Here is a 22,627-nt window from a genome sequence, read left to right on the forward strand (position 1 = left end):
ACGACATGTCCATCGAAATCACCGACTCCCTGAAGGCGCAGATCCTGCTCTCCGCAGTGACGTCTGCCGGCCCCGGGGCGACCGACGATCAGGTCAACGGTCAGATCAGCCGCATCGTCGACATGCTCTCGGACGGTTCACCGCAGCTGCGCATCTTCGACCACGCCGAGAAGAAGGCCGAGAACTCGACTGGGGTGGGTCACTTCGTCGGCACGATCGTTTACGTCGACCTCGAAGGGAACGGGGTCGACGGCAAGCAGCCCACGAACCGCCCCATCGTGTTCATCCGGACGGGCGTCTCGAAGTACTACTCCGACGGCATCGAGCACATCCGCCTCGATCGCATCGACTCCCGAGACGGAGAGCGCGCCAAGCAGCTCACCCGACAGGCCGAGAGCCTGATCGGCCACAAGGTCCTCGTCACCAAGCGTGGTGAGAAGGTCGGAGGGGAGAGCCAGCGTGTGCTCGTGGCCCTCGAGGACCGCGGACCCGACCCGGACTTCCCCGCGGATTTCACCCTTCAGCAGGGCGCGTCGATGATCGACTGGAACTCGCGCAAGACCCCGGATCGGGTGTCCATTGTGCCGCGACTGAAGCGGCTGCCTCAGTTGCACAACGTCGCCTGACACCTCTACCGAAGGCCGGTCGTTACGACTGGCCTTCGGTATGTTCCGGCCACGGATGCAGAGGGCCGAGATCGAGGACGTGCAGATGGGGGCGACCGTCCTCGTCCAGACGGATATCGACGCTCTGGTCGGCGCCGGCTGCATGGGACAGCGCAGCGAGTACAAGGTCCATCTCGGGACGGCCCAGAGCACTGATGTCGTCGTCGAGCCGTACGGGATCGCCGCCGAGAAGCGAACAGGCGATGCGCACGACCCGCTGTTCGCCCCCGGACCAGGCTCCGGAATGCCACCGCAGGGCATCCACGTCGATGGAGCACACCCCGTCTTCCGTGACGTTGAGCCACGGGGCGCGGGCGTGGATTGCTCGCTGATGCCGGATGAGCAGCTCGACCGCAGCCTCGGTGGTGCGGGAACCGTGCGCCCAGGCGCGTAGGCCTGCACGTAGTTGCTCCGGTGTCACTTCCATGGCCATAGGACAATCACCGCCCCGATGGCTCCCCACGCGGCGTACAGACCGGCCAGCGTGCCGAGAACGTGCTCCTGCGGGTCCTTCCCGGTCGAGCCGAGAAGAGGGACCGCGAAGCGCCCCGACGGCTTCCACATCGACTTCAAAAGGAATGCCTGTCGGATCGGTCCGGGCGGCGCGGGTTGGAGCGGCCAAAGGAGAGGGACTCCGCCGAAGGTGAGCAGGTCGCCGGCGATATGAGCGGCGTAGCCGATGCCGATGCAGACGGGCAGCCAGGCAAACTGTGACGGCATCAGCAGGGCCACCAGCCCAGCGAGAAGAGCGCCGAGCACCCATGCGGTCAGCCAGCGCCTCCCGCCAAGGACTTTGAACGCGAAGGCAGTCGTGGCGGCGACGGCAGCCGCCGAGCCGATCTGGATCGGGAACTGCCATCCCTGCGGCTGCCACTGGAGCTGCCCGAGGAAGTACGTGCCGACCACGACACCGGCGATGGCGAGGAGGGAGTGCATGCCCTTTCGGTGTCCGCCGGTCACGAGTCCCACAGCTCCCGCGGCAACGCCTCCGAGGACGGGCACTGAATGAGCGATCGTGGCGTTGTGATGGTCGGCGTCAGGGAGCAGCGCCGCACCCCCAGCGACTGCAGCCCCGAGGAGGACTGCCTCCGCGGGGAGCGGATACCATCCGAACGCCGGGATCGCGGTGGACGTCACGGCCACCCAGGCGGCCGCACCCGTTGCCGCGTGGTTGACACCCATCATGGCTGACCCGCCCGGATGCGGATTGTCTCTTCATTCGTGGACACAGGATCGTCCTCTCCGCTGCGGCCCGTGGGTGGTCAGCAGCTCGGTAGTCAGGTGAACAGGTCCTCGACCTGGGGTGGTGCGGGTGAGGGCGAGGAGACGTCATCGAAGAGGTCGTCCGCAGGTGCTGTCCGGGGTGCGTCATCGAACAGCTCATCCGGGATCATCTCATCGGCGTCCGACGTCGGCGGAGCGGAGAACTCGCCGGGGGCATCGGCGACAGAAGCATCCGGTGGCAAGTCGGGGACCGGATCCGGGTCCGGTTCGAATGTGAACTCAAGATCGTCGTCGAGGTTGAGCACGACGTCGACGATCTCCTCATGCGCCTCATCGAGCGTGTCGTTCGATGAGGTGATCTCTTCGCCGAACACCTCCACGCTCTGATCTGCCTGCGAATCGGAGATCGACAGGTCAAGCTTCTCGCCGGCGGTCAGCGGCGGGCGGATCTCGGCGATCTTCTCCGCGAGGATGCGGAAGTGGTCAGCCTGTGATCCACCGGCCCACCAGGTCTGCACCGCGAAGGCGGATTCCGACGTGGACTCGAAGACTCCGCGGCCGCGGGGGACGGACGGGCCGAGCAGCCCTAGGGCGCTGCTGGCGTCGGCGAACGCGCTCATCATGTCACCGAAGCTCATCTTGCCCATCGCAAGGCGGGACATCTGCGACTTGATGGTCGCCCCACCGGGGATGTACTTCAGCTCCTCGCGGGTGAGTTTCTGACCGGCGAGCACGAGCACGAGGCCCAGGGCTCGTCCTTCACGGAGGATGCGCCCGATCGCGGAGCCGATGAGGAGCTTGTAGTTGTTGATCGCGACGGTGGCGGCGTACTCCTTCCGCTCCGCTTCATCGGCGTTGTCGCGGAGCTTCACTAAGGCATCAGGGATCACCAGTGATGTGAACTCGTCGAGGTACAGACAGGACAGCCGAGGGCGGACATCGTCAGGGAGATCGCGGATGTTCGAGACGCCGTAGTGCTCGTTCAGCTTCTTGTGCTCGTCGAGGAGGCGCAACAGGTGGCGGACGACCGCGACGGTCTGGGTCCAGGTGGTCGCCCGAGCGCGCAGCCACGGATCCGCGAAGAGGAAGTCGTTGAACCCCTTGATCGGGTCGGCCGCGTACACGTCCCAGAACGACATGATGTTGTCCGCAGCCATCGCGGACATGCCGATGCCCTTGCCGGAGCCGTTCTGACCGAGAACCATGAGGTGGCTGTCGTTGTCGAGGTGCCAGGTGACCGGCGCGCCTTCCACGCGCGTGCCGAAGGTCGTCGACCGGGGTGCGACCACCCCCATTCGGTCCCACATGAACGGTGCCGGGCTCGGCATCGGATCGACGTCGCAGACCAGCATCGTGAAACGGGAGGGGTCGGCGTTGTGCCGGACGTTGATGAACGTCTTCCCGGATGCTGCGCGGAGCTTGTCGACCGTCTTCTGCTCCTGGAAGTCGGTGATCGCCAGGGAGCGGGGGAGGGTGAACTCGAGGACGTCCACCTGCTCGTTGGTCTCCAGGGGCTCAGCAGCAATGAGCCGCGGGGCGACGCCGTCGACCGGCGAGGCGAGGTTGGCGTCCGTGAAGCGCTGCTCCCAATCCAAAGCCAGGGTGAGCTTCTTCGCCTCGGGGCGGGCGAATTCGACACCTCGGGATTCCGGCACGGCGCCGACGACGACACGGACGTGCTCGCCGCTGTCGGTCACCCTCAGCCAAGGGGTGCCGCCCATACCGCCGCGAATCTTCTCGGCCTTCTGCTTGACCTCGGAGAGGACGACGCCGTCGTAGAGACGCAGACGGACATCCCAAATGTGCCCACGGGAGTCAGCTGTGGTGAGGGAGGTGACCGCGACGACTTCGGGACGGGCGAGCTTGGCCGCATCGAATCCGCTGTTGACGGCGGCGGAGATGGCCCACCGGAGTGCATCGCCCGGCCTGCCGCGGCCCGGAGGCTCCAGGCGTGCCGGGTCGAGCGGGATGGGCTGCGCCGACCAGAGGACACGGAACGCGCCGGGGTGCCGTTCGCCGGCTTTGTCGCCGCGGCCTTCCCACCCGATAACAGACACCCACGGGGCGTTGCCCAACGCGTTCGCCAGCGCTTTCTCCTTCTGCTGCGTCAGGAAATACGAGCCGTTGATGCCCTGCGGGGTCATGAAAGGCTGGCACTCGATCGTCTGGCCAGTCGGAAGCTGCGCTGTCTTGTACACGTCGGATTCGGTGCGGGGTCGTGCTTCGCCCATCTTCAGCACGTCGCTCCATCGCTGGTTCCAGCGCGCCTCGCGTGCGAGCTCCACGAATCGGTGGGCCTGGCGTTCGTCGACATAGTGCGTACTGTCCGCAGTCAGGGCGCCGACGTATAGCAGCCCGGTCTTCTTGTCGTAGACCCCATCGGTTCGAAGGGCAGCTCCCACTTCTGCGGCGATGGCAGGGAGGATGCTGGCGACCGGGGCATCCGTGGCTTCGCACTGCACAGACCACGCCGCGGTGCTGTCCGTGTCGGCGGTGTCCCACATCGGGTCGAGGGCGGACACCATCAACTGCGGATAGCTGCTGCCGGCGATCGCCAGGGCTGAGCGGACGCGCTCGCGCAGGAGACCGCGGTCGACGGTCGGATCTGAGACATCGATGGGCTGGTCGACAGGCCATGTGGCCACGCTGAAACGGGAAGGGTGCCGGCTGCCTGGGATCGGCTGGCCCGAGCTGTCGACGTCAGGCTCGTTGAGTACGGCGATTGCCTGACCAGCTCCGATGAGCGGGTGGATCCTCGAGCCCATGCCCAGCATCCCGGATGCCCCCTGAGTCGGCGGCGCATCGAACGTGTCAAGGATCAGAGGCGCTGCGGGATCACCGTGCCGGGAGTGTGAGATGAGGTACGGGCGGGGGTCCATCTTCAACGGCTCCCAGCGTTGCTGCCAGACCTCGCGCGTCTGGACGGTGTTCCGCCAGTCGCTCAGGGCGTCCGGAAGTGTGAGAACTCGCCAGAGCACTGCGGCGAACACGGTCGCGATTCCGGCCAGCAGCAGGGGGAACGGGACGAACAGCCAGGTCACGCCGAGGTGTGCAGTGAGGAACCATACGCCGATCGCTGCCGCGGTCCCGGCCGCCGCGGGGAGAAGCAGAGCGGCGAGGAGTTTCACGCGGGACGCCTCGAGGAACTTCGAGAGGAGATCACCGATCGTGACGGGCGGAGCGGGGTCCTCCATTGCGGCGTATCGACGGCGGGTCGCGAAGAACTCGACGGTGGTGATGTATGCGCAGATGGTGTTCGGCCACATAAGCCAGGCGCCCGAGTCAGGCATCCACCCCCACAGCGCCATCGCGTCGACAGGGAAGGTGAAGACAGTAGCGGAGAGTCCGAGCGCCCCGATCGACGTGAACGACATCGGCACGACCAGCCAGAAGATGACGATCGCCGCTTGCAGGACTCGTGCGATGTTCTTGAGCGGCCCCTTCGCGAACTGGTTCGCGCGCTCGATGTGCGGCTTCACCTCCGACGGGTCGTTGAGCAGCCAGTCGCGGTTCGGCACGAGCAGACGCCAGCGGAGCGCTGACCACCGGCGATGGCGGAGGACCGCGGCATGCTCTCCGGGGTTGCCGATCGTCGGGTACCCAGCAGCGTCCTTCTTGCCCGTCAGCGGCGGGGACGAGCTCATCATGCCGGCGACGATGAGGCCGAGCAGGAGGATGACGAAACCCGGCAGGCGGAAGATCGACGCTGCGACGCACAGGACGACAGCACTCGCGCCGACAAGCGGTGCGAGGTTCGGCTGCGGGGCGACGCTTCGTGGTGCCGCCATCATGCGTCAGTCCCGTTGACGAGTTGTGACAGGATCTGCACGATCACCGGGTCCGCGGGAGCCGCGCCGGTGAGCCGGGGAAGTCGCCGGCGCAGGGTCCTACCGTGAACCACGACAGCATCCTGGGGGCGGTAGGCGAAGGTCAGGAGTGCGCCGTCGCCCGCAGGCCAGACGGCAAGGATGTTCGGCCCGAACACTGTGTCTCGGGTCATGCGAGAGTCGAGGTGACGCCGCAGCGCTGCTTGCGCCGTCGGTAGCGTTTTCTTGTCCGCGAAGTCGATCTTCTCCAAGCCTCGGCGGGTCCGCCCGGCGGCGGTCCAGTAGATGCCGTGGCGCCAGACCTTCGAGTCGATGATCGTGACCCGGGACCCGGCGACGACGACGTGGTCGATGTTCGCGGTGAACCCGGGGATCGGGATGCGAAGGTCGTGCAGGACCGTCGGCCCGCTGGGCAGACGGGCGAGGTCGTTGAGTACCGCGGCGGTGCGCTGCTCGCCGGCGCGTCCGATGTCGGCGACTGCGGCGTTCTTCGCCCAGCCAGCGTCGACGAGGGAGCCGCCGGGGCGGCCGATGACCGTACCTGGAATGCCGGTCATGATCCCTGCACCATCCCGACGATGTTGACACCGAGGGCGAAGAGCATGGCGCCACTGATGCCGACGACGGCGACGATGCTGAACCACATTCCCTTGCGGGAGTGGAAGTATGCCCCGATGTCGTCAGCGTCCTCGTTGACACGCTCCGTGAACCGAATGGTGAGGTCCTTGATCCTGCCCATGATTGCTCTGCCTCCATGTGTTGCCGTATGTCGTCGTGTTGCCGTATGTCGTCCAGCCCTGCGAACACGAGCACCGGTCGTGCACTAGAAGCGCAGGCGCGCGGGCGGTTGAATCGCTCCGCCGATCTCCCTGTTCTTGCTCTCGAGGTCTTGGAGTCGGATGCCGGTGCGGCGGTTGCGTGCCGGGTGCGGTATCGGGTCCAGGCCGGCTTCGCGGAGCGAAAGCATGTGCAGCTGCGGCCGGGCGTCGACGGGGTCGCGCAGCCAGTGCGGTGTGGCGCGAATGCCGGATGCGTTCGCGATCACTGCCGTGGGCTCGATTGGCATCCGGGACGGATCGAAGGGCACGGATTCCTCATCGAGGAGGTGAGCGTCGACCCATCCTCCCGATGGTCCGTTCGGTCGTTGCGCGCGGAACGTGAACAGGTCCGCGGATGCCTCCCGGGGCGCGGGGAACAGGTCCGTCCAGTCGGCGTAGAAGATGCGGTCCGCGGTGCGATTGCTGGCGATGCCGGGCACATCACGTGTGGCTCGAGCAATCGCCTTCCGGGCTGCATAGTGGACAGACTTCTCGGCGCGCACATCGACGCGGTCGACGCCGACGAAGCAGACGACCAAGCCGTTGGTCTCCAGAGGTCGGCGGGCGAATACGTCGCACCAACTCTTCACCTTCTTCACGAACCGGTGCATCCCGCCGGTATGCGCTGTCGTCTCGATGGCGATGCGCAGCCCATCGCGTCGGACGATGACGGCGTCGGCGGTCTGATTGCTGACGCCCGGCGGCTCTGGTGCGCCGGCGCCGGAGTACGCGAGAGCGCGCACACGCGAGAGCCGCTCGCCGAGGACCGTGCCGATCCGAGCGAATTCTGCGAGCCGGAGGCACAGCTCCGCGGTGAGGATGTTGTGCCGGTCGAACTGGCTGCCGCTTGTCCACGACTCCCCGCCGGTGACGGACACGGTCTCGGCGTACGTCAGCAGCGGGGCGAGGAGCTTGTCGAAGACCTCCGTGGTTGCGGGCCGCCACAGGGCTGCACGGTCAGCGCCGGCCGTCTCGGAGGTGGGGGCCCAGATGGTGCCGGAGTCGATCAGCCCGAGCGCGAAGAGGTCGCCGATGACGCGGTCACGTGTGCCCGCGGCGACCGTGCCGGCGAACGCGGCCTGCTGCTCTGCGGTGAGTGTTCGCCACCCGGCGAGGGCGCCGAGGATGTCGAGCTTGCGTTCCCAGTCAGCATCGATTCGGGCGAGAGCTTCGGCGGGGTCTGTGCGCAGCCGGCCCGGCAGCTGACCGATCACTCCCGCGGCGCGAAGCCGCTGGGCGTGCTCGCGCTTGACCCACTGTCCGGCGGACCCGAACTGCCACAGACCGTCCCAGTATGGGTCCAGCCGAAGAGCGGTCCGGTTGGATGCATCCGGTGTCGCGGAGGGAATCTGATCGAACCGCATCATGCCGCCCAGGTGCCGGCGTCTCGCTCGCCTCGGTAGTCCGGCATGACCGCGTTGAACGGTTCGAGCTCGCTGCCGTCGTAGATCGTCGAGATGATCGCTTCGTACCGCCGAAGGTTCACCAGGTCGGGTGTGTCCCACGTGGTTCCGGAGAGCGTGAGCGTGGCGACGATCTCCCGGACCGTCGTGCCTTCCTTCTGCTTGAAGAGCGCAAGCGTCCCGAATCCGAGGAGGATGCGCCGCAGCTCGGGGATCAGCGTGTCCGGTGTCTGCGTGGCGAACATGCAGCGGAGTCCGTACGCTCGCGCGTCGTTGCGCATCCAGGAGATCACTTCGGCGGAGACGTTCGCGATGTGCTTCACCTCATCGGCGAACACCCAGACGGCGCGACCGCTCTCGAACCAGCCGACGCACGTCCGACGAATCGCGCTTCGCAAGGTGAACAGCATCAGGCTCGACAGGTCCGTCCGGAGCTTCTCATCGAGCACGTGTCCCCACGGGCTGATGCCGGTGTTGATGACGACCGCTCGGTCCTGGTCGAGCAGCTCATCCCATGTGCGTGTGGACGGTCGCGACCACCAGTGCTCAGCGGACACGAGCGCGGAGATCTTTGTGCGCGGCGCTTCCACCAGCTGACGTCGTTGTGCCTGCGTCACCCCGGTCCCGTAGATCGGCGACAGCGTCGCGACGGCCTGCGCCATCTCCTCCGGTGCGTCCGGCTGAACGGCGGCATCGGCGAGGGCGGCGAACAGCTCGGAGCCGATCTCATCTCCCTCGTTGGTGAGGAGCAGATTCGCATAGAACCATGGCGACGCATCGGTGGGGAGCGTGCGCAGTACCACCCGCTGCGCGATGCCGTGACGGGCGATTAGCTTCGACGCCTGCATGACGTTGGTGAGCGTGTCGAACGAGCGCGCACCGATCGACTCCTCACCCCAGATGTACTGCATGGCGCTGACGACGTCGCGTGCCCATTCGTGGGCCGTCTGACCCGGCAGATCCGGGAACAGCTCGATCCCTTCGAGCGCGGTCGGGTCGGCCACGTGGAAGACATCTGTCTCGTCGCCGGCGAACTCCATCCACTTCGCGTACTGCTCGGTGGCTTTCCCATCTCCCTTCGTGTCGAACGCGACCATCGCGTTGCGTGCGGGCAGTCCGAACGCGGCGCCGGGGTGCTTCCGATCGCACGCGAGCGAACCCCACAGATGTTCGAGCAGCGCTGTCTTTCCGGAGCCCGGCTGTCCGATGGCGGCGAGGCCCTCCCACATGTCGGCGTACGACAGATGGACGGGGCTGTCGTCGACGACACCTGCGCGCGGTCCGACCTTCGCGCGAAGCTCGCCGGGGACGGAACGTGTCGCCGTGGATGCGGAACCGGACCCGGCGCCAGTGTGCGGGGAGACGAACGCCAGAGGAAGGTGCGGGCCGACGAGGAACGCGTTCTCCTGAAGCGGGTAGTCGCCGTCTTGCGCGGGTACTTCGGTGAGCGCACCGGTCTCCTTGTTCTGCACTGTGCGTGCGGGCTTCGGCGGTTGCCAGCGGCCGAACCGGCGAGACGGGACCGGCACTTGCCCCCACGGCAGAAGGCGCCGCACCGTCCGAGCGAATGACGGAAGAACCTGGCGGCCAAAGAGCACCGCGACGGCAGCGGATGCCACAGCCGCCGGGATCGAAGTCCACCACCACGGCCACGCGATCTGCGGGATCAGCATGGATGCGATCCCGGCGCCGGCCAGGAGCACGGCGAGCACGATGAACGACGTCACCAGCTTCGCGGGGGACACCTTCTCGCCGGTCACGTTGAGACCGAACCCGGGGATCGCGCTGGCGGTTCGCACGGTCAGGTCCATCGCGCGCCGGGCGTCCGTCCCGCCGGCGAGCAGTTGCATCACGACCGCGTTCGGAGCGAGTGAATGGTGGGTGCGAACACCGAAGTGCTCGAGCCAGATCTTGTTGTGCCGGCTCTCCGACTTGGACGGCTTACGAACCGCCATCGCCACCCACTCGCCAGGCTTCAACATGTCTCCGATGACGCGCGACAGCACCGTGAAGTCTGCGCCCGCTTGCGTGTCCGGGCGTGGGGTCGATCCGCGGTCGAGGCGTAGCCGGGCGACGTGTGCAGTGCGGGTCAGATCCGGGACCTCATCGACCTCGTCACTGCGGGCGTTCATGCTCCGCGCGATCGCGAATGCGACGGACTCGGCGTCAGAGAAATCAGGGGTGACGAGCACATGCTCCAGGCCGGTGTCAGTGCGCGTCGTGAGGAACGTCGCACCAGCAGGGAGGGCGACGATCGCGCTGGAGGCGACGTTGCCGAGATCGGTGGCGGAGGTGTGCATCGCGCCGGCCTTCGTGAAGCGGAACGCGCGCGCTGAGTGTCGAGACGTCATATCGTCCACCCCTGCGAACAGCGACCCCGAGCCCTGGGAGAAATACGGCCGGGAAATCGACATCTCGCCGTGTATGTGGCGACGTAATTCGCCCAGCGCCACCACATACACGGCCCCCGCCGCTCGACCCCGCAGTTCCCTGGGCACAGGGACGTGCCGCCGGGGCGGGGTCTTGTCTCACCATTGAAGGCTCGACGGAGACGCTTCGCGTCTGCGCTTCGCGCGGGATGGTTGGGTGTCTGAAGCTGGCTTCTGCCTCTGCACCATCCGGGCGGATCGACGACGATCCGCTGCGCACCGCTGGTGCGCTCTGCTGCTGCTTCACCGGGTACACGCCCGGCATGCTCACGAGGGTGGACCTGCCTTGTCCGGGAGGGCGCGCGCAGCGCAGACAATTTGTGCCCTTCGGGCGTCATGGTCGCCTTGACAAGGTCAGCACCGGCACAGCCGGGCAGCGTCACGTCGACGGAACGACACGGAACGAAACGGAACGCACGAGACGGCACAGGACGCGACACCACACGACGGAAAGGACGACAGGGAACCGCACCCAGGCACAGCGTGCGCAGCACCACGAACCCGGCACCCCGAAACGCACGAACAGCCCGCAACAACGGCAGCGAAACGACCCAGCGCAACGTCACCAACACGACAGCACCACGACGGCGGAACGCCCCACGCGACACCACGGCAACAGAACGGCAGCGGCAAGCCGCGCCACGCGCGAGCGGCCGACGAAGGAGGCCGCGAGCTCTTATGTATGCGGGGGATCGGATGGGTTCTGCGCTGGTCGGCTGTGTCGGGCTATCGCCTGCCGGCGCTCGGTCTGCCTCGCGCGATCCGTGCTCGGCTATCGCCTCTCGCACATCCTGGGCCGAGATGTGCTTGCACGGTTTGTCGTGTTCGTAAAGCGGGTGGATTCCGCGTGATCCGATGACGCATGCTGGTACGAGCATCATCGGCGGTTCCCACCTAGTCGCACCCGAGCGACCTCGGTACGCTTGGCCGGTGCGATTGGGAGGTCTCCTGTGACGTTGACGACGCGTCTGGCGATATCTGCGTTTGATGATCTACGAGCAGCGGTACGGATGGATGCGCCGACCGCCTCGGTGATTCTTGTTGCGTGGACTCGTAGTCACATGTCTTGCGGTGTTGTCGGCCTTGAGGACGATGAGGGTGGTGCCGTCGAGATCCCACCATCGAAGCTTGCGACGCTGACAGCGCTATTGCCACGGCCTGTTGATGAGAGCGCGTTGCGGTTGATGTACCCGGAGGTACTGGAGGGCGTCGATCCGGGCGAGGTTCCGGAGGCGGAGCGCGTGCCCGGGATGCTGCGCGGGCCCGGTCCCGTACTCCTCCGAGTGCAGGTTGACGAGCCGGCATGGGCGGCGGTGACGGATCATGTGGTCGAGCAGGTGAACGCCGGTCTGTGGGTGTCGGATGACGATGTCCGCGACGCGCTCTATTCGGTGCTGTCCGTGCCGGAGCTGCCGAGTGCGTGGATGGATGTCGAACGCAGGAAGGCGGCGCCGGAGGTCCCGGGGGAGCGGGTGTTCGAACCGGTCTCCGTGTCGGATGAGACGGGGCGCACGATGAGCTGGGAGAGCGCGTCCCGATGGTTCCCGATCGCGGATGCTGCGGAGGCCGCGGCGGATCTTGCGAACGAGCTCGCGGAGCGTGCGCAGCGTGAGCGTGGCGCACGTGGTGACGGCTCGATGATGATGACCTACCGGATCAGTCTGGTCTGACCGATTCGAGCGTCCGCGGTCAGGCGGCTTCCGGTTCGCTGGGGTCCCAACCTGACCGGACGGCGTTGTGCACGCAGGAACCGCACATGCCGTAGCCGGCGTGCATGTCGAGGTAGTCGATCTCCTCACCGCATTCGCGGCAGGCGTCGTCCGGGTCGTCGTCGGTGATGAGTCGGATCAGCACCCGGCGCGCGTGCTCGATGTGCTCGCCGGTGACGACGTCGAGGTTCCAGTAGTCGTCGCCGGCGTTCAGCAGGTCAAGCTGGGCGGCGATGATCTCGTGCGCGGCTCCAGGTGCGAGCGAGATGTCAGAGCGGGTCTGCACGAGGATCGGGTTCGACGGGTTGTGCTGCGTGCGCGCGTACTCCGGGCGCGGGTCGTGAATGTATCCCATGCGCAGCCTCGCCGCGGATGCCGGGGCTCCGTTCTCGTCGGCGACGCGATGGTCGTATGTGCGACCGGTGAAGTCCTGTGCTCGCCACGGCTGCGGGTCGTTGTTGAACGGCGGTCGGCTGCTGAACAGAGTCATGATGTTGCATCCACGATCTGGATGACGGTGAGCTCGTCGACCTGTGCGAGCACGGAGTAGTTGGCGTCAATGAACATGACGCCGATGCGCGAACTCTTGGCGCGAGGTGCATCGGTCGTGATTCCGATGCGTCCGCGAGGGTCGCGCACTGCCTGGCCCGCTTCGGTGGGGGTGCTCATCGTGACCTCGGTGGCATCCTCGTGCGTGGCTTGCTCGTATCGGTGCGAGTGCGGGCAATCGTGCGTGGTCGTCGCCAGCGCGCACTGTCCGCCGTCGGAGTGGAACGCAACCCACGTGCGCTCTCGCGAGAAAGAAGCGTCAGCCATGGTCAGATGCCTTCCATGATGTCGGCGGCACGGCCGAGCACGACGAGCAGCTCTCGTTGCGTCGGTGCGCACTCACCGCCCGCGAGCTCGTCGAGAGTGAGCGTGTATCCGCGACGGTTCGGTTCGCTGAGCGGGAGATAGCGGATCGCCTCCCATGCTGCGGCGGCAGCAGTGCCGAGGTACGCAGCGAAGGCCTCCCCAGGAAGGGGTTCGGACGGTGCGAGTTCGAACGCCCGATGCACGAGCGCTCTTTCGTCGGCGGTGACGAATTTGAACGCGTCCAGGTGGCGGGTGATGATGTCCGCGAAGACTGTGGTGCTCATGCGCATGGGTCTGCTGCACGGATAGGTGACAGGTTCTAGTCACGCAGCCAGTGCGGCTGGCGTGTTCATGATGGCCTCGAACTCGATCGGGGTCAAACGTCCGAGGCGGGGTTGGCGACGGCGCCGATGGCAGGTCCGTTCGATCCAGATCACGATCGCGCTGCGCAGCTCTTCTCGGCGGGTCCAAGTGCGGCGGTCGAGGACGTTCTTCTGGAGCAGGCTGAAGAACGATTCCATGGCCGCGTTATCGCCGGCAGCGCCGACTTTGCCCATCGATCCGACCATGCGGTGACGGGTGATTGCGCGCAGGAATTTCCTGCTTCGAAATTGCGATCCGCGATCCGAATGGATCACGCAGCCGGCGACATCGCCGCGCATCGCGACGGCGTTCTCAAGCGCCCGGACGGCCAGGCTCGACTTCATCCGCGAGTCGATGGAGTACCCGACGATCTTGTTCGAGAACACGTCTTTGATCGCGCAGAGGTAAAGCTTGCCCTCCGCGGTTCGATGCTCGGTGATATCCGTCAGCCACAGCCGGTTCGGAGCGTCGGAGGTGAACTCGCGGCCCACGAGATCGTCATGGACCGGCGGGCCGACCTTCTTGCCGTTCTTGCCCCGCTTCTTCCCGAACGCGGACCACCAGCCGTTGTCGGAGGCGATCCGCCATGCGGTCCGGTCCGCCATCGACTCCCCGACGTCGCGCGCCTCGTCGGCCAGGAGCCGGTGCCCGAACTCGGGGTCGTCCCGGTGCGCATCGAACAGCGCGTTCGCGCGATACGCCTCGACCACCTCGGTGTTGGTGACGGGGTTCGCCAACCACCGGTAGTAGGGCTGGCGAGCGAGCTTGAGCACCCGACACGTCACCGCGACGGGAACCCCGTCAGCGGCGAGCTCAGTCACGAGCGGGTAGAGCCTTTTCCCGGCAGGTTCGCCTGCGACAGATACGCCGCCGCCCGCCGCAGCACCTCGTTCTCCTGCTCCAAAGCCGAATGCGCTTGCGCGCCTCCCGCAACTCAACCCCCTCGGCTCGGGTCTGCCCTGGCCGGTCACCGTCCTCCACCGCGGCGCGCTGCAACCATTTCTGCAGGGTCATCGGGTGAACGCCGAAATCTTTCGCAATCTGCTCGATCGTCACACCTGGTTCACGACTCATCGCAACACGCACAACGTCGTCACGGAACTCTCGGGGATAGGGCTTCGGCACAATGACATCCTTCCAGCCCACCCTCCCGGGCAAGCCAACTCAGATGTCACCTACACGTGCAGCAGACCCGACTCCGCCCATCAGGGCTCGAACGCGGCGGTTCGAAATTGCCACCTCGGACTTCGACCGACGTGCACGTGCTTCGCGATGAGCGCTTGACATGTATCTTAATTTTCAATATAAATTGATAACGAAACAAAGGAGTTGATGTGGGACAGAAGGCATCCGTGCGCGACGTGAGACGTAACAATCGAGCTTTGCTTCTCCGACAGCTCCTGCGCGACGGGGAAACCTCGCGGAGTGAGCTTGGTGCTGCCAGCGGCCTGTCGCCAGCGACCGTCACCAACCTGGTCTCCGAACTCATCGAGGACGGGACGATCCAGGAGACGGGTTTCCTCGATTCATCCGGAGGGCGGCGGAGGGTGCTGCTCCACGCGGATCCGCATTCCGCGTTCGTCTTCGGTGCTGACGTGGGTGAGGCTTACATCACGACGGCGATCTTCGGGCTCACCCTGGAGCGGCTCGCCACGCGTACGACGGAATTTTCGGGTCGTCGGATCGAACCCGCAGAAGTGGGGCAGGTCATCGCCCGGCATGTCGAAGAGCTGCTCGCCGAGACCGGAACGCCGAGAAGCCGCGTCATCGGACTCGGCCTCGGCGTTCCCGGTGTCGTCGAACATCCGATCGCTCTCGACGCGGTCGTCCACGCCGAGGTCATCGGTTGGGAGAGTGCGACGTTCGATTGGCTGGAGGCAGAGCTTGGTTTCCCTCTCCTCATCGACAACGGGGCGAAGACCACGACTCAGGCCGAGGCATGGTACGGATCCGCGCGCGACACGCAGCATGCAGTCGTTGCCCTGCTCGGAGATGGCGCCGGTGCTGGCATCATCACGAATGGGCGACTGTACCGCGGCGCGAGCAGCAGTGCCGGCGAATGGGGCCACACCAAGATCAGCCTCGACGGACCACTTTGCCGCTGTGGATCCGTCGGCTGCGTGGAATCTATCGTCGGCGCGTCGGCCGTGCTTCGCGCCTGGACCGGCGGGGACGAGTTCGCCGGCCGTGAGACGCAGGGTGTGAATGCACTTCTCATCGCAAGTCGGACCGGCGACGTCGATGCTGTGGTTGTGATGAAGGACCTGATCGAGCACCTAGGCCTGGCACTCTCGAATCTCGTCAACCTGTACAACCCCGAGAAGATCATCGTCGGCGGCTGGTTTGGCGACTTGATCATCCGTGACCATCTCGAAGAGCTGCGCGCCGCAGTGCGTCGCTTCTCGCTCAAGCAGCCCGGGGAGCAGGTCACTGTCGAGCGATCCCAGCTCGGCGTGGATGCCGTCTCTCTGGGAGCAGCCACCCTGCCCATCGACCGGTTCATCGAAACCGGGTTGGTGCACTCGCACGTCTGACATCTGAACGCTCACTACCATCACGTCAACCCGAATCCGAGAACTACTGAAGGAGATGCAATGAAGCGCCACCTAACCACCCGCACCGTCATGTCTGGGGCACTCATCGCCGTGGTATCCGCTGGGCTGCTCGTCGGCTGCGCTGCCGACGAGCCCGGTGAATCCGGCGGCGAGGCCGCTGCGGGATCGATCCGCATCCTCGCCGTCGAGGGCCCTGAGACCGACGCGCTCGAAGCAGAAGCCGCGACGTTCAGCAGCGAATCCGGCATCGACGTGAAGATCGATAAGGTAGCCCGTGACATCTGGGGTCAGCGCAAGGTCGCCGAGCTCACGCAGGATGCCGGCACCTACGACGTCGTGTTCCTCGGGGGCGGTGACGATGCCGTCTGGATGCTGAAGCACGCGCACGTGCAGGATCTGACGCCGTACATCGGCGAGGACGCGCTCGCCGATGTGGTGAACCACGAACTCTTCACCACCGAGGACGGCGCGTTTGTCGGAGCCCCGCAGTACTACAACTTCCCAGTGACGCTCTACCGGGCGGACCTCTTCGAGGACCCGAAGGAGCAGGCGGCCTTCAAGGCCGAGTACGGTCGCGAACTCGCGGCGCCGACGACCTTCGACGAGTTCATCGAGATCGCGACGTTCTTCAACCGGCCCGATGAAGGCCTCTATGGAACCTGCCTCGGCGGCGTCGACTGGTCGGTCTTCCTCGATGACACCTACTTCACCTACGGGCAGGGTGCAAACTTCGGCGACCTCGAGACCGGCGAGCTCACGCTCGACACCCCTGAGCAGGTGGCCTCGCTGAACTACATCAAGCAGCTCACCGCGCTGAGCGCCCCCGGCTGGGAGTCGCTGAGCTTCTTCGACTGCGACAACCAGATGAAGGCAGGTTCGGTCGCTCTCTACCAGAACTGGCTGTACGCATGGAACGCCGTCGGCGGCGATATGGGCGACAAACTCGGCATCGCACCGCCCGCCGGTGAGCAGACCCACCTCGGTGCCATGCTGGCGACTATTCCGGAGGCGGCGCCGAACCCGGACGGAGCCGGTGAGTTCATCAAGTGGATGCTCTCCGACGACTTCCAGTTGGCGCAGACCGAGCAGACCGGCAACCTCCCGGTTCTTCAGACGCAGCAGGACTCGGACGAGTTCGCCGCGGCGCTCCCGGAACTCGAGTTGCTCAAGTCGGTCGCCGGTCGGCTCACCTACCTGCACTCGACCTGGTCGGGAGAGCTCGGCTCCGGCGTCTCGGAGGCGATCGCGAAGGTCAACGCCGGCGAGATGACGGCCGAGGAAGCCGCGAGCTGGCTGCAGAACGAGAAGTTCGCCGGGCGCAAGGCCATCGAGTGATGAGCATCGCCACCGCCCGCCGCGAGGAAGGCTTCGCGCCTTCCTCGCGGCGGGACCGCACCGTCGCTCCGCCACCGCCGATGACGCCGCGTGACCCGTTGCGGCGTCGTCGCCGGATCGGGCTCGCCTTCACCGTCCCGTCCCTCGTGTTCGTCGGCATCGTGATGGCGTATCCGCTCTTCTATCTCGTCTTCCTGGCGTTCCACACTTATCGCCCGCTGAGGTCCGCGGAGGTGACGCCGGCCGGGCTGTCGAACTTCATCGCCCTGTTCACCGATTCCGCGGTCGCGAACTCCCTGGCGGTGACACTGCAGTTCACCGTCGCGTCGGTCCTGCTCGAAGTCGTCATCGGTACGCTCTGCGCCGTCCTGCTCGCCACCGTGATGCTCGGGTCCCGCAGCCGCGGGGGCAGGCTGTACTCCCGGCTGCTCGGCTCGGCATACATCATCCCGTTCGCGGTGCCGGCGATCGCCGGCGCATACGCCTGGCGGATGCTGTTGGACGCCCAGTTCGGGCCGGTGAACGCTGCGCTCGGAACCAGCACGCCGTGGCTCGTGGAGCATCCGCTCCTGGCCATCATCGTCATCGACGCGTGGAAGATGATGCCGTTCGTCATCTTCGTGATGCTCGCAGCGGTCATGTCCATCGAACCGACGCAGTACGAGGCGGCCGCCCTCGACGGGGCCGGCGCACTCCGTCAGCTGCTCACCATCACGCTGCCCTCGATCCTCCCGATCATGGTGATCACCGCCGCTTTCCGCGCGGTCGACGCGTTCACGAAGGTCTTCGACACGGTTTTTGCGACGACAGGCGGCGGACCCGGCGATGACACGCGAGTCTTTCCACTCCTGATCTGGCGCACCGCATTCACCCACCTCGATTTCGGCGCCGCATCCGCGCAGGCGCTCGCAGCTCTCGCGATCTCGCTTGTCTTCGGCATCGCGCTGCTCGTCTCCCAGCGGAGGAACGCCCGATGACGATCTCGTATCATGCCCGCAAGCGACTCGGTGTCACGGCATCCGGTGCTGTGCTCACGGTCGTCGCCGTGCTCATGCTCGTGCCGATGGCCTGGATGGCGTTCACGTCGTTCAAGCTCGACGCCGACATCTTCACCACGACGCCGCTGCGCATCCCCGAAGCGTTCACCCTTGAGCACTACGACAACCTCTTCACGCGGTTCCACTTCGGCTCCTCCTTTCTCAACTCGACGCTGATCGCGGTGGCGACCGTCGTGCTCAGCGTCGGTATCGGCGGGCTCGCCGCCTACGGATTCGCGCGCTACCCCTGGCGGGGCAGCGGAGTCGCGCTCGCGTTCCTTATGGTCGCGCGGATGGTCACCCCGGCCGCGCTCGTCGTCCCGCTGTACGTCATCATGCAGTCGGTCGGACTGCTGAACTCCGTCAGCGGCGTCATCGTCGGCGTCACGGTCCTGAATCTTCCGTTCGTCGTCTGGATACTGAAGCCGTTCTTCGAGACGGTTCCCAAGGAGGTGGAGGAAGCCGCAGAGCTCGACGGCTTGTCACCGTTCGCGGTCTTCTTCCGCATCGTGATCCCGCTCGCGCTCCCCGGAATCATGACGGCCGTGCTCTACAGCTTCCTCGCCGGATGGACGGATCTGCTCTTCCCGATGACTTTCATCACCGACACGGAGATCATGCCGCTGACCTCGAGCCTGCTGCAGATGCAGACCGGCTACAAGATCTACTGGGGCGAACTGATGGCGGGCGGGATCGTGCTCACGCTGCCCGCCGTCGTCCTCTGCTTCGCCCTGCAGCGCTATCTGCTCCGCGGACTGCGCAGCGGGTTCTGACCCGTGGCCTCACGACTCGCGCGCATCGACGCGCCCGGACAAAGAAAGACAAGAATGATGAGCAATCTCGATGGAGTCCGCTGGGGCAGCGCCACGGCGGCCTACCAGATCGAAGGAGCGGTCGACCTCGGTGGACGGGTCCCCACGATCTGGGACGTCTTCACCGCAGTGCCCGGCAACACGACCCGGGGTGACACCGGCGCGATCGCGTGCCAGGCCTACGAGAAGCCCGAGGCCATGCTCGAGGCGATCGAATGGCTGGGGCTCGAGACGTACCGCTTCTCAGTCGCCTGGAGCCGAATCATCACGGGCCCGGGCGGAGAGGTGAATCCGGAAGGGGTCGCCTACTACCGGAGGATCCTTCAGGAACTCCGCGACCGTGGCGTCGCGCCGGTCGTGACCCTCTATCACTGGGATCTCCCGCAATGGCTTCAGGAGCGCGGCGGCTGGGCGAGTCTTGCGACCGCAGACGCCTTCGTGCACTTCGTCAGGGTCGCCGCCGCGGAGCTCGGTGACCTCGTCGACGACTGGATCACCGTGAACGAGCCGTTCTGCGCCGCGTTCCATGGGCATCTGAGCGGTCTGCACGCGCCAGGTATCCGCGACGAGGCAACAGCTCTGCGCGCCGCGCTCATGCAGCTGCACGCGCATGGCGAGGCCGTGCGCGCTCTGCGTGCCGTGGATGCCGGGTTCCGTGTCGGTCTCGCGATGAACCTCTCAGACCTCGAGCCGGCATCGGATTCGCCCGCAGACATCGCGGCGGCGGACCGTGCGGACCTGGTCGAGAACCGGCTCTTCCTGCACACCCTGCTGCAGGGGCGGCTCCCGGACGGGACGGTCGACTATTTCGGTGCGGATGCGGTCGACGCTGCGGTCGACGGCATCGACGTCGCCCGTATCGCGGAGCCGATGGATTTCATCGGCATCAACTACTACGAGCACAACGTGGTCCGTGCCGCCGAGCTGGGCACCGACCTCGTCGTGCGGGGGATCGAGAAGTTGCCGGTGCCCGAACCGCGGAGTGCGAACGGTGTCGCCGTGCGCCCGGACGGCTTCACCCGCGTGCTCCTGCGGGTCGCTGCGCTGACTCCCGATCTTCCCATCTGGGTGACCGAGAACGGCATCGGGCTCTGGGACTACGTCGGTCCGGACGGCACCTGCGACGATGTGGAGCGCGTCGCGTTCATCGAGAGGTATCTCGACGCGCTGGAGACGGCGATCGCCGGCGGCGCCAAAGTCGAGGCGTACTACTTCTGGGCGCTGATGGACAACTTCGAGTGGCCGTTCGGCTATCAGCTGCGGTACGGACTCTTCTACACGGACTACCCGACCGGCACGCTCATGCCGAAGGCGAGCGCCGAAGCCTATCGCGCGCACATCGCGCGCGGGTCCACCAGCATCGATGAAACTGTGCGCCGCAACGGTGCGGCGGCATGAAAGAGAGGAACACCATGAGACGCAGGAGCATACGATCAATGGCGGTCGTCGGCACCCTCATCACCGGCATGGGGCTCGCAGCCGGTGTCGGCACAGCGCAAGCGGACGAGCCGGTCACACTCGATGTCTGGCAGTCGAACTCGTCCGGCACGCAGGATGTGCAGGCGCAGAGCGATGTGACGCTCGGGAGCGTGAGTGATGGTGCGATCAACGTCAGAGTCGACGACAGCCTCGAGTACCAGCCCTACCTCGGGGTCGGCGCATCGTTCTCGGACTCGTCGGCGAGCCTGCTGATGGACCTGAAGACGAGCAACCCTACACGCTACGACGAACTGATGACACGTGTTTTCTCGACGACCGAAGGCGAAGGGATGGCCATGTGGCGCGTCCCGATGGGGGCATCCGACTTCACCGAGGCCGCGACGCACTGGACGAACGCCGATACGCAGGGCCCCTCCGGCGACCCGCTCGCGAACTTCGGCCTCACCGATCATGACACCGATCACATCATCCCCGTGATTCAAGATGCTCTTGCGATCAACCCCGACCTCAAGATCATCGCTAGCCCGTGGACAGCGCCGGCATGGATGAAGACGAACAACTCACTGCTGTGCAACACGAACAGTCAGGACAGCGAGCTGCTCCCGGCCTACTACGACGCGTGGGCCGACTACTTCGTGCGATGGATCGACGCGTATCAGGCGGAAGGCGTTCCGATCTGGGCCATCACCCCGCAGAACGAGCCGAAATACTGCCCCGAAACCTATACGGGCATGAGCTGGTCCGAGACGCAGATGCTCGACTGGGTGAACAACGACCTCTACCCGGCGCTGCAGCAGGCGAACCTCGATCCGAAGATCCTCGGCTTCGACCACAACTTCACGTACTCCTCGTTCGCTGAGGCGATGGTGGCCGGTACCACCAGCACGGTCATGGACGGCCTGGCATGGCACTGCTATGACAACAACGCGGACCCGGCGTTCATGACAAAGCTGCGCAACATGGATCCCAGTCGGATCGTCGTCGAGACGGAGTGCTCGTCGAATACGCTGCCGACGGACATCATCCGGTTCAGCACGGCCGAGATGGCGCTCGAATCGTTCCAGAACTACGCGCAGGGTGCGATCCTCTGGAACCTCGCACTCGACAGCACGGGCGGCCCGCACAATGGCGGCTGCGTGGGCTGCGTCCCGGTGGCGACGGTGGAGACGAACGAGGGCGTGACCGACTGGGAACTTCACCCGAACCTGTCGAGCCTTGCCCAGATCTCGCGGTTCGTGAAGCCTGGCGCAGTGCGCATCGATTCGACTGTCGACGCGCACGGCATCGTCACCGCCGCGTTCGCCAACCCTGATGAGAGCGAAGTTCTGGTCGCGACGAACGTGACCGAGAACCCTGTGACGTTCAATGTCAGATGGAACCGTCACGGCTCGTTCTCCTACACCTTGCCCTCTCGCAGCGTCGTCACCTTCGTCGGCGATGTTCCGGCCGCAGCGCCGCTGAACGCGTCTCCGACGGCGGGCAAGACCTATCGCATCGTGTCCCGCGCTAGCGGCAAGCCGATCGGGGTCTGTGCAGGCGCGACGAATGACGGTGCATGTCTCTTCCAGTGGAGTGACGATGGCGACGCCGATCAGCGATGGACCCTCGCCGACGCCGGCAACGGGTACCTGAACCTCGTGAACGTCGGCAGCGGCAAGGCGATGGACGTCCCGGGCGGGACGACGACGGACGGAACGCAGCTGCAGCAGTGGAGCATCTCGGGCTCCGGCAACTGGAACCAGCAGTGGAGCATCCAGCACGTCGGCGATGGGTGGTACACGATCGTGAACCGCACGAGTGGCGATGCAGTCGATGTGGCGAGCGGTTCGGTGACCGACGGCGCCTCGATCCAACAGTGGACGCCGGTCTCGGGGAACACCAACCAGCAGTTCCGGTTCATCCCGTACAACTAGTCGAGAGGTGTGGGCGAGGTCTCCGAGACCTCGCCCACACCTAGAGCTCGAATCGCTGGAAGCGCTCGTGACAGCATCGCGCTCTGGCATCCTGGCTCGGATCCATCGCTCCCCTGAGGGTGATGAGGTCCTTTACCTGGTGGCATGGGATCGTCACTCGTCAGTCGCCGATGTGGAACTCAGATTCGCGGACACCCCGATCGTCGAGATCAAGGCGGCGGGCAGGACTCGCGGTGTACCGG

At 65.8% G+C, this 22,627-nt stretch carries 18 protein-coding genes and 1 pseudogene; 9 read left to right on the plus strand and 10 right to left on the minus strand.

The features are described from left to right. Positions 1–5: 5 nt before the first annotated feature. The gene (locus FM104_RS12785; RefSeq protein ID WP_021200905.1) at positions 6–626 is read left to right on the plus strand and encodes a hypothetical protein; all 621 of its coding nucleotides are present in this window, start codon (positions 6–8) and stop codon (positions 624–626) included. 85 nt (positions 627–711) lie between these two features. Further along, complete coding sequence (locus FM104_RS16555; RefSeq protein WP_167540708.1) at positions 712–1,059, plus strand: hypothetical protein; 348 nt, start codon at positions 712–714, stop codon at positions 1,057–1,059. A gap of 23 nt (positions 1,060–1,082) precedes the next feature. Here the strand turns inward: FM104_RS16555 and FM104_RS12795 are convergent, their stop codons facing one another. From FM104_RS12795 to FM104_RS12820, 6 genes are all read right to left on the minus strand, one after another. Further along, the gene (locus FM104_RS12795) at positions 1,083–1,850 is read right to left on the minus strand and encodes a metal-dependent hydrolase (protein WP_021200903.1); all 768 of its coding nucleotides are present in this window, start codon (positions 1,848–1,850) and stop codon (positions 1,083–1,085) included. Between the two features lie 92 nt (positions 1,851–1,942). Further along, on the minus strand, positions 1,943–5,677 hold the full coding sequence (locus FM104_RS12800; protein WP_087132637.1) for a hypothetical protein: 3,735 nt from the start codon (positions 5,675–5,677) through the stop codon (positions 1,943–1,945). Continuing rightward, entirely contained in the window at positions 5,677–6,273 is a 597-nt protein-coding gene (locus FM104_RS12805) for a nuclease-related domain-containing protein (protein WP_087132638.1), read from the minus strand. The genes FM104_RS12800 and FM104_RS12805 overlap by 1 nt, the downstream gene beginning before the upstream one ends. Further along, the gene (locus tag FM104_RS12810; RefSeq protein WP_087132639.1) at positions 6,270–6,455 is read right to left on the minus strand and encodes a hypothetical protein; all 186 of its coding nucleotides are present in this window, start codon (positions 6,453–6,455) and stop codon (positions 6,270–6,272) included. The genes FM104_RS12805 and FM104_RS12810 overlap by 4 nt, the downstream gene beginning before the upstream one ends. An 84-nt stretch (positions 6,456–6,539) precedes the next feature. Continuing rightward, positions 6,540–7,901, minus strand: a complete 1,362-nt coding sequence (locus FM104_RS12815; RefSeq protein WP_087132640.1) for a hypothetical protein — start codon at positions 7,899–7,901, stop codon at positions 6,540–6,542. Further along, complete coding sequence (locus tag FM104_RS12820) at positions 7,898–10,351, minus strand: hypothetical protein (RefSeq protein ID WP_087132641.1); 2,454 nt, start codon at positions 10,349–10,351, stop codon at positions 7,898–7,900. The genes FM104_RS12815 and FM104_RS12820 overlap by 4 nt, the downstream gene beginning before the upstream one ends. Positions 10,352–11,427: 1,076 nt before the next feature. On the opposite strand from FM104_RS12820, the gene FM104_RS12825 reads away from it, so the two are divergent. Then, positions 11,428–12,036, plus strand: a complete 609-nt coding sequence (locus tag FM104_RS12825; RefSeq protein WP_143738396.1) for a hypothetical protein — start codon at positions 11,428–11,430, stop codon at positions 12,034–12,036. A 19-nt stretch (positions 12,037–12,055) separates the two neighbouring features. Here the strand turns inward: FM104_RS12825 and FM104_RS12830 are convergent, their stop codons facing one another. The 4 genes and pseudogenes from FM104_RS12830 to FM104_RS12845 form a co-directional block, all read right to left on the minus strand. Next, on the minus strand, positions 12,056–12,565 hold the full coding sequence (locus FM104_RS12830) for a hypothetical protein (RefSeq protein ID WP_087132642.1): 510 nt from the start codon (positions 12,563–12,565) through the stop codon (positions 12,056–12,058). Beyond that, the gene (locus FM104_RS12835; RefSeq protein ID WP_087132643.1) at positions 12,562–12,891 is read right to left on the minus strand and encodes a hypothetical protein; all 330 of its coding nucleotides are present in this window, start codon (positions 12,889–12,891) and stop codon (positions 12,562–12,564) included. Before FM104_RS12835 ends, FM104_RS12830 begins: the two co-directional genes overlap by 4 nt. A gap of 2 nt (positions 12,892–12,893) precedes the next feature. Next, positions 12,894–13,214 carry a hypothetical protein gene (locus tag FM104_RS12840; protein ID WP_143738398.1) on the minus strand — a complete coding sequence of 107 codons (321 nt, stop codon included), beginning with the start codon at positions 13,212–13,214 and terminating at the stop codon, positions 12,894–12,896. Between the two features lie 39 nt (positions 13,215–13,253). Beyond that, positions 13,254–14,418: pseudogene (locus tag FM104_RS12845) on the minus strand (IS3 family transposase). A gap of 257 nt (positions 14,419–14,675) precedes the next feature. Here FM104_RS12845 and FM104_RS12850 point away from each other — a divergent pair. From FM104_RS12850 to FM104_RS12875, 6 genes are read left to right on the plus strand one after another with little or no spacing between them, the layout of a single operon-like run. After that, on the plus strand, positions 14,676–15,827 hold the full coding sequence (locus FM104_RS12850; protein WP_179206794.1) for an ROK family transcriptional regulator: 1,152 nt from the start codon (positions 14,676–14,678) through the stop codon (positions 15,825–15,827). 60 nt (positions 15,828–15,887) lie between these two features. After that, positions 15,888–17,183, plus strand: a complete 1,296-nt coding sequence (locus tag FM104_RS12855) for an ABC transporter substrate-binding protein (RefSeq protein WP_087132646.1) — start codon at positions 15,888–15,890, stop codon at positions 17,181–17,183. Beyond that, positions 17,183–18,160 (plus strand): carbohydrate ABC transporter permease, encoded by a 978-nt coding sequence (locus FM104_RS12860; protein WP_087132647.1) that lies wholly within the window; start codon positions 17,183–17,185, stop codon positions 18,158–18,160. The genes FM104_RS12855 and FM104_RS12860 overlap by 1 nt, the downstream gene beginning before the upstream one ends. Further along, entirely contained in the window at positions 18,157–18,993 is an 837-nt protein-coding gene (locus FM104_RS12865; protein WP_087132648.1) for a carbohydrate ABC transporter permease, read from the plus strand. Before FM104_RS12860 ends, FM104_RS12865 begins: the two co-directional genes overlap by 4 nt. Before the next feature lie 57 nt (positions 18,994–19,050). Continuing rightward, positions 19,051–20,430: a glycoside hydrolase family 1 protein gene (locus FM104_RS12870; RefSeq protein WP_179206795.1), complete on the plus strand. Its 1,380-nt coding sequence runs from the start codon at positions 19,051–19,053 to the stop codon at positions 20,428–20,430. Positions 20,431–20,468: 38 nt separating this feature from the next. Next, complete coding sequence (locus FM104_RS12875) at positions 20,469–22,385, plus strand: RICIN domain-containing protein (RefSeq protein ID WP_179206796.1); 1,917 nt, start codon at positions 20,469–20,471, stop codon at positions 22,383–22,385. Positions 22,386–22,627 lie beyond the last annotated feature (242 nt).

Source organism: Microbacterium esteraromaticum (genome assembly GCF_900163815.1).
In the GTDB taxonomy this organism is placed as follows: domain Bacteria; phylum Actinomycetota; class Actinomycetes; order Actinomycetales; family Microbacteriaceae; genus Microbacterium; species Microbacterium esteraromaticum_B.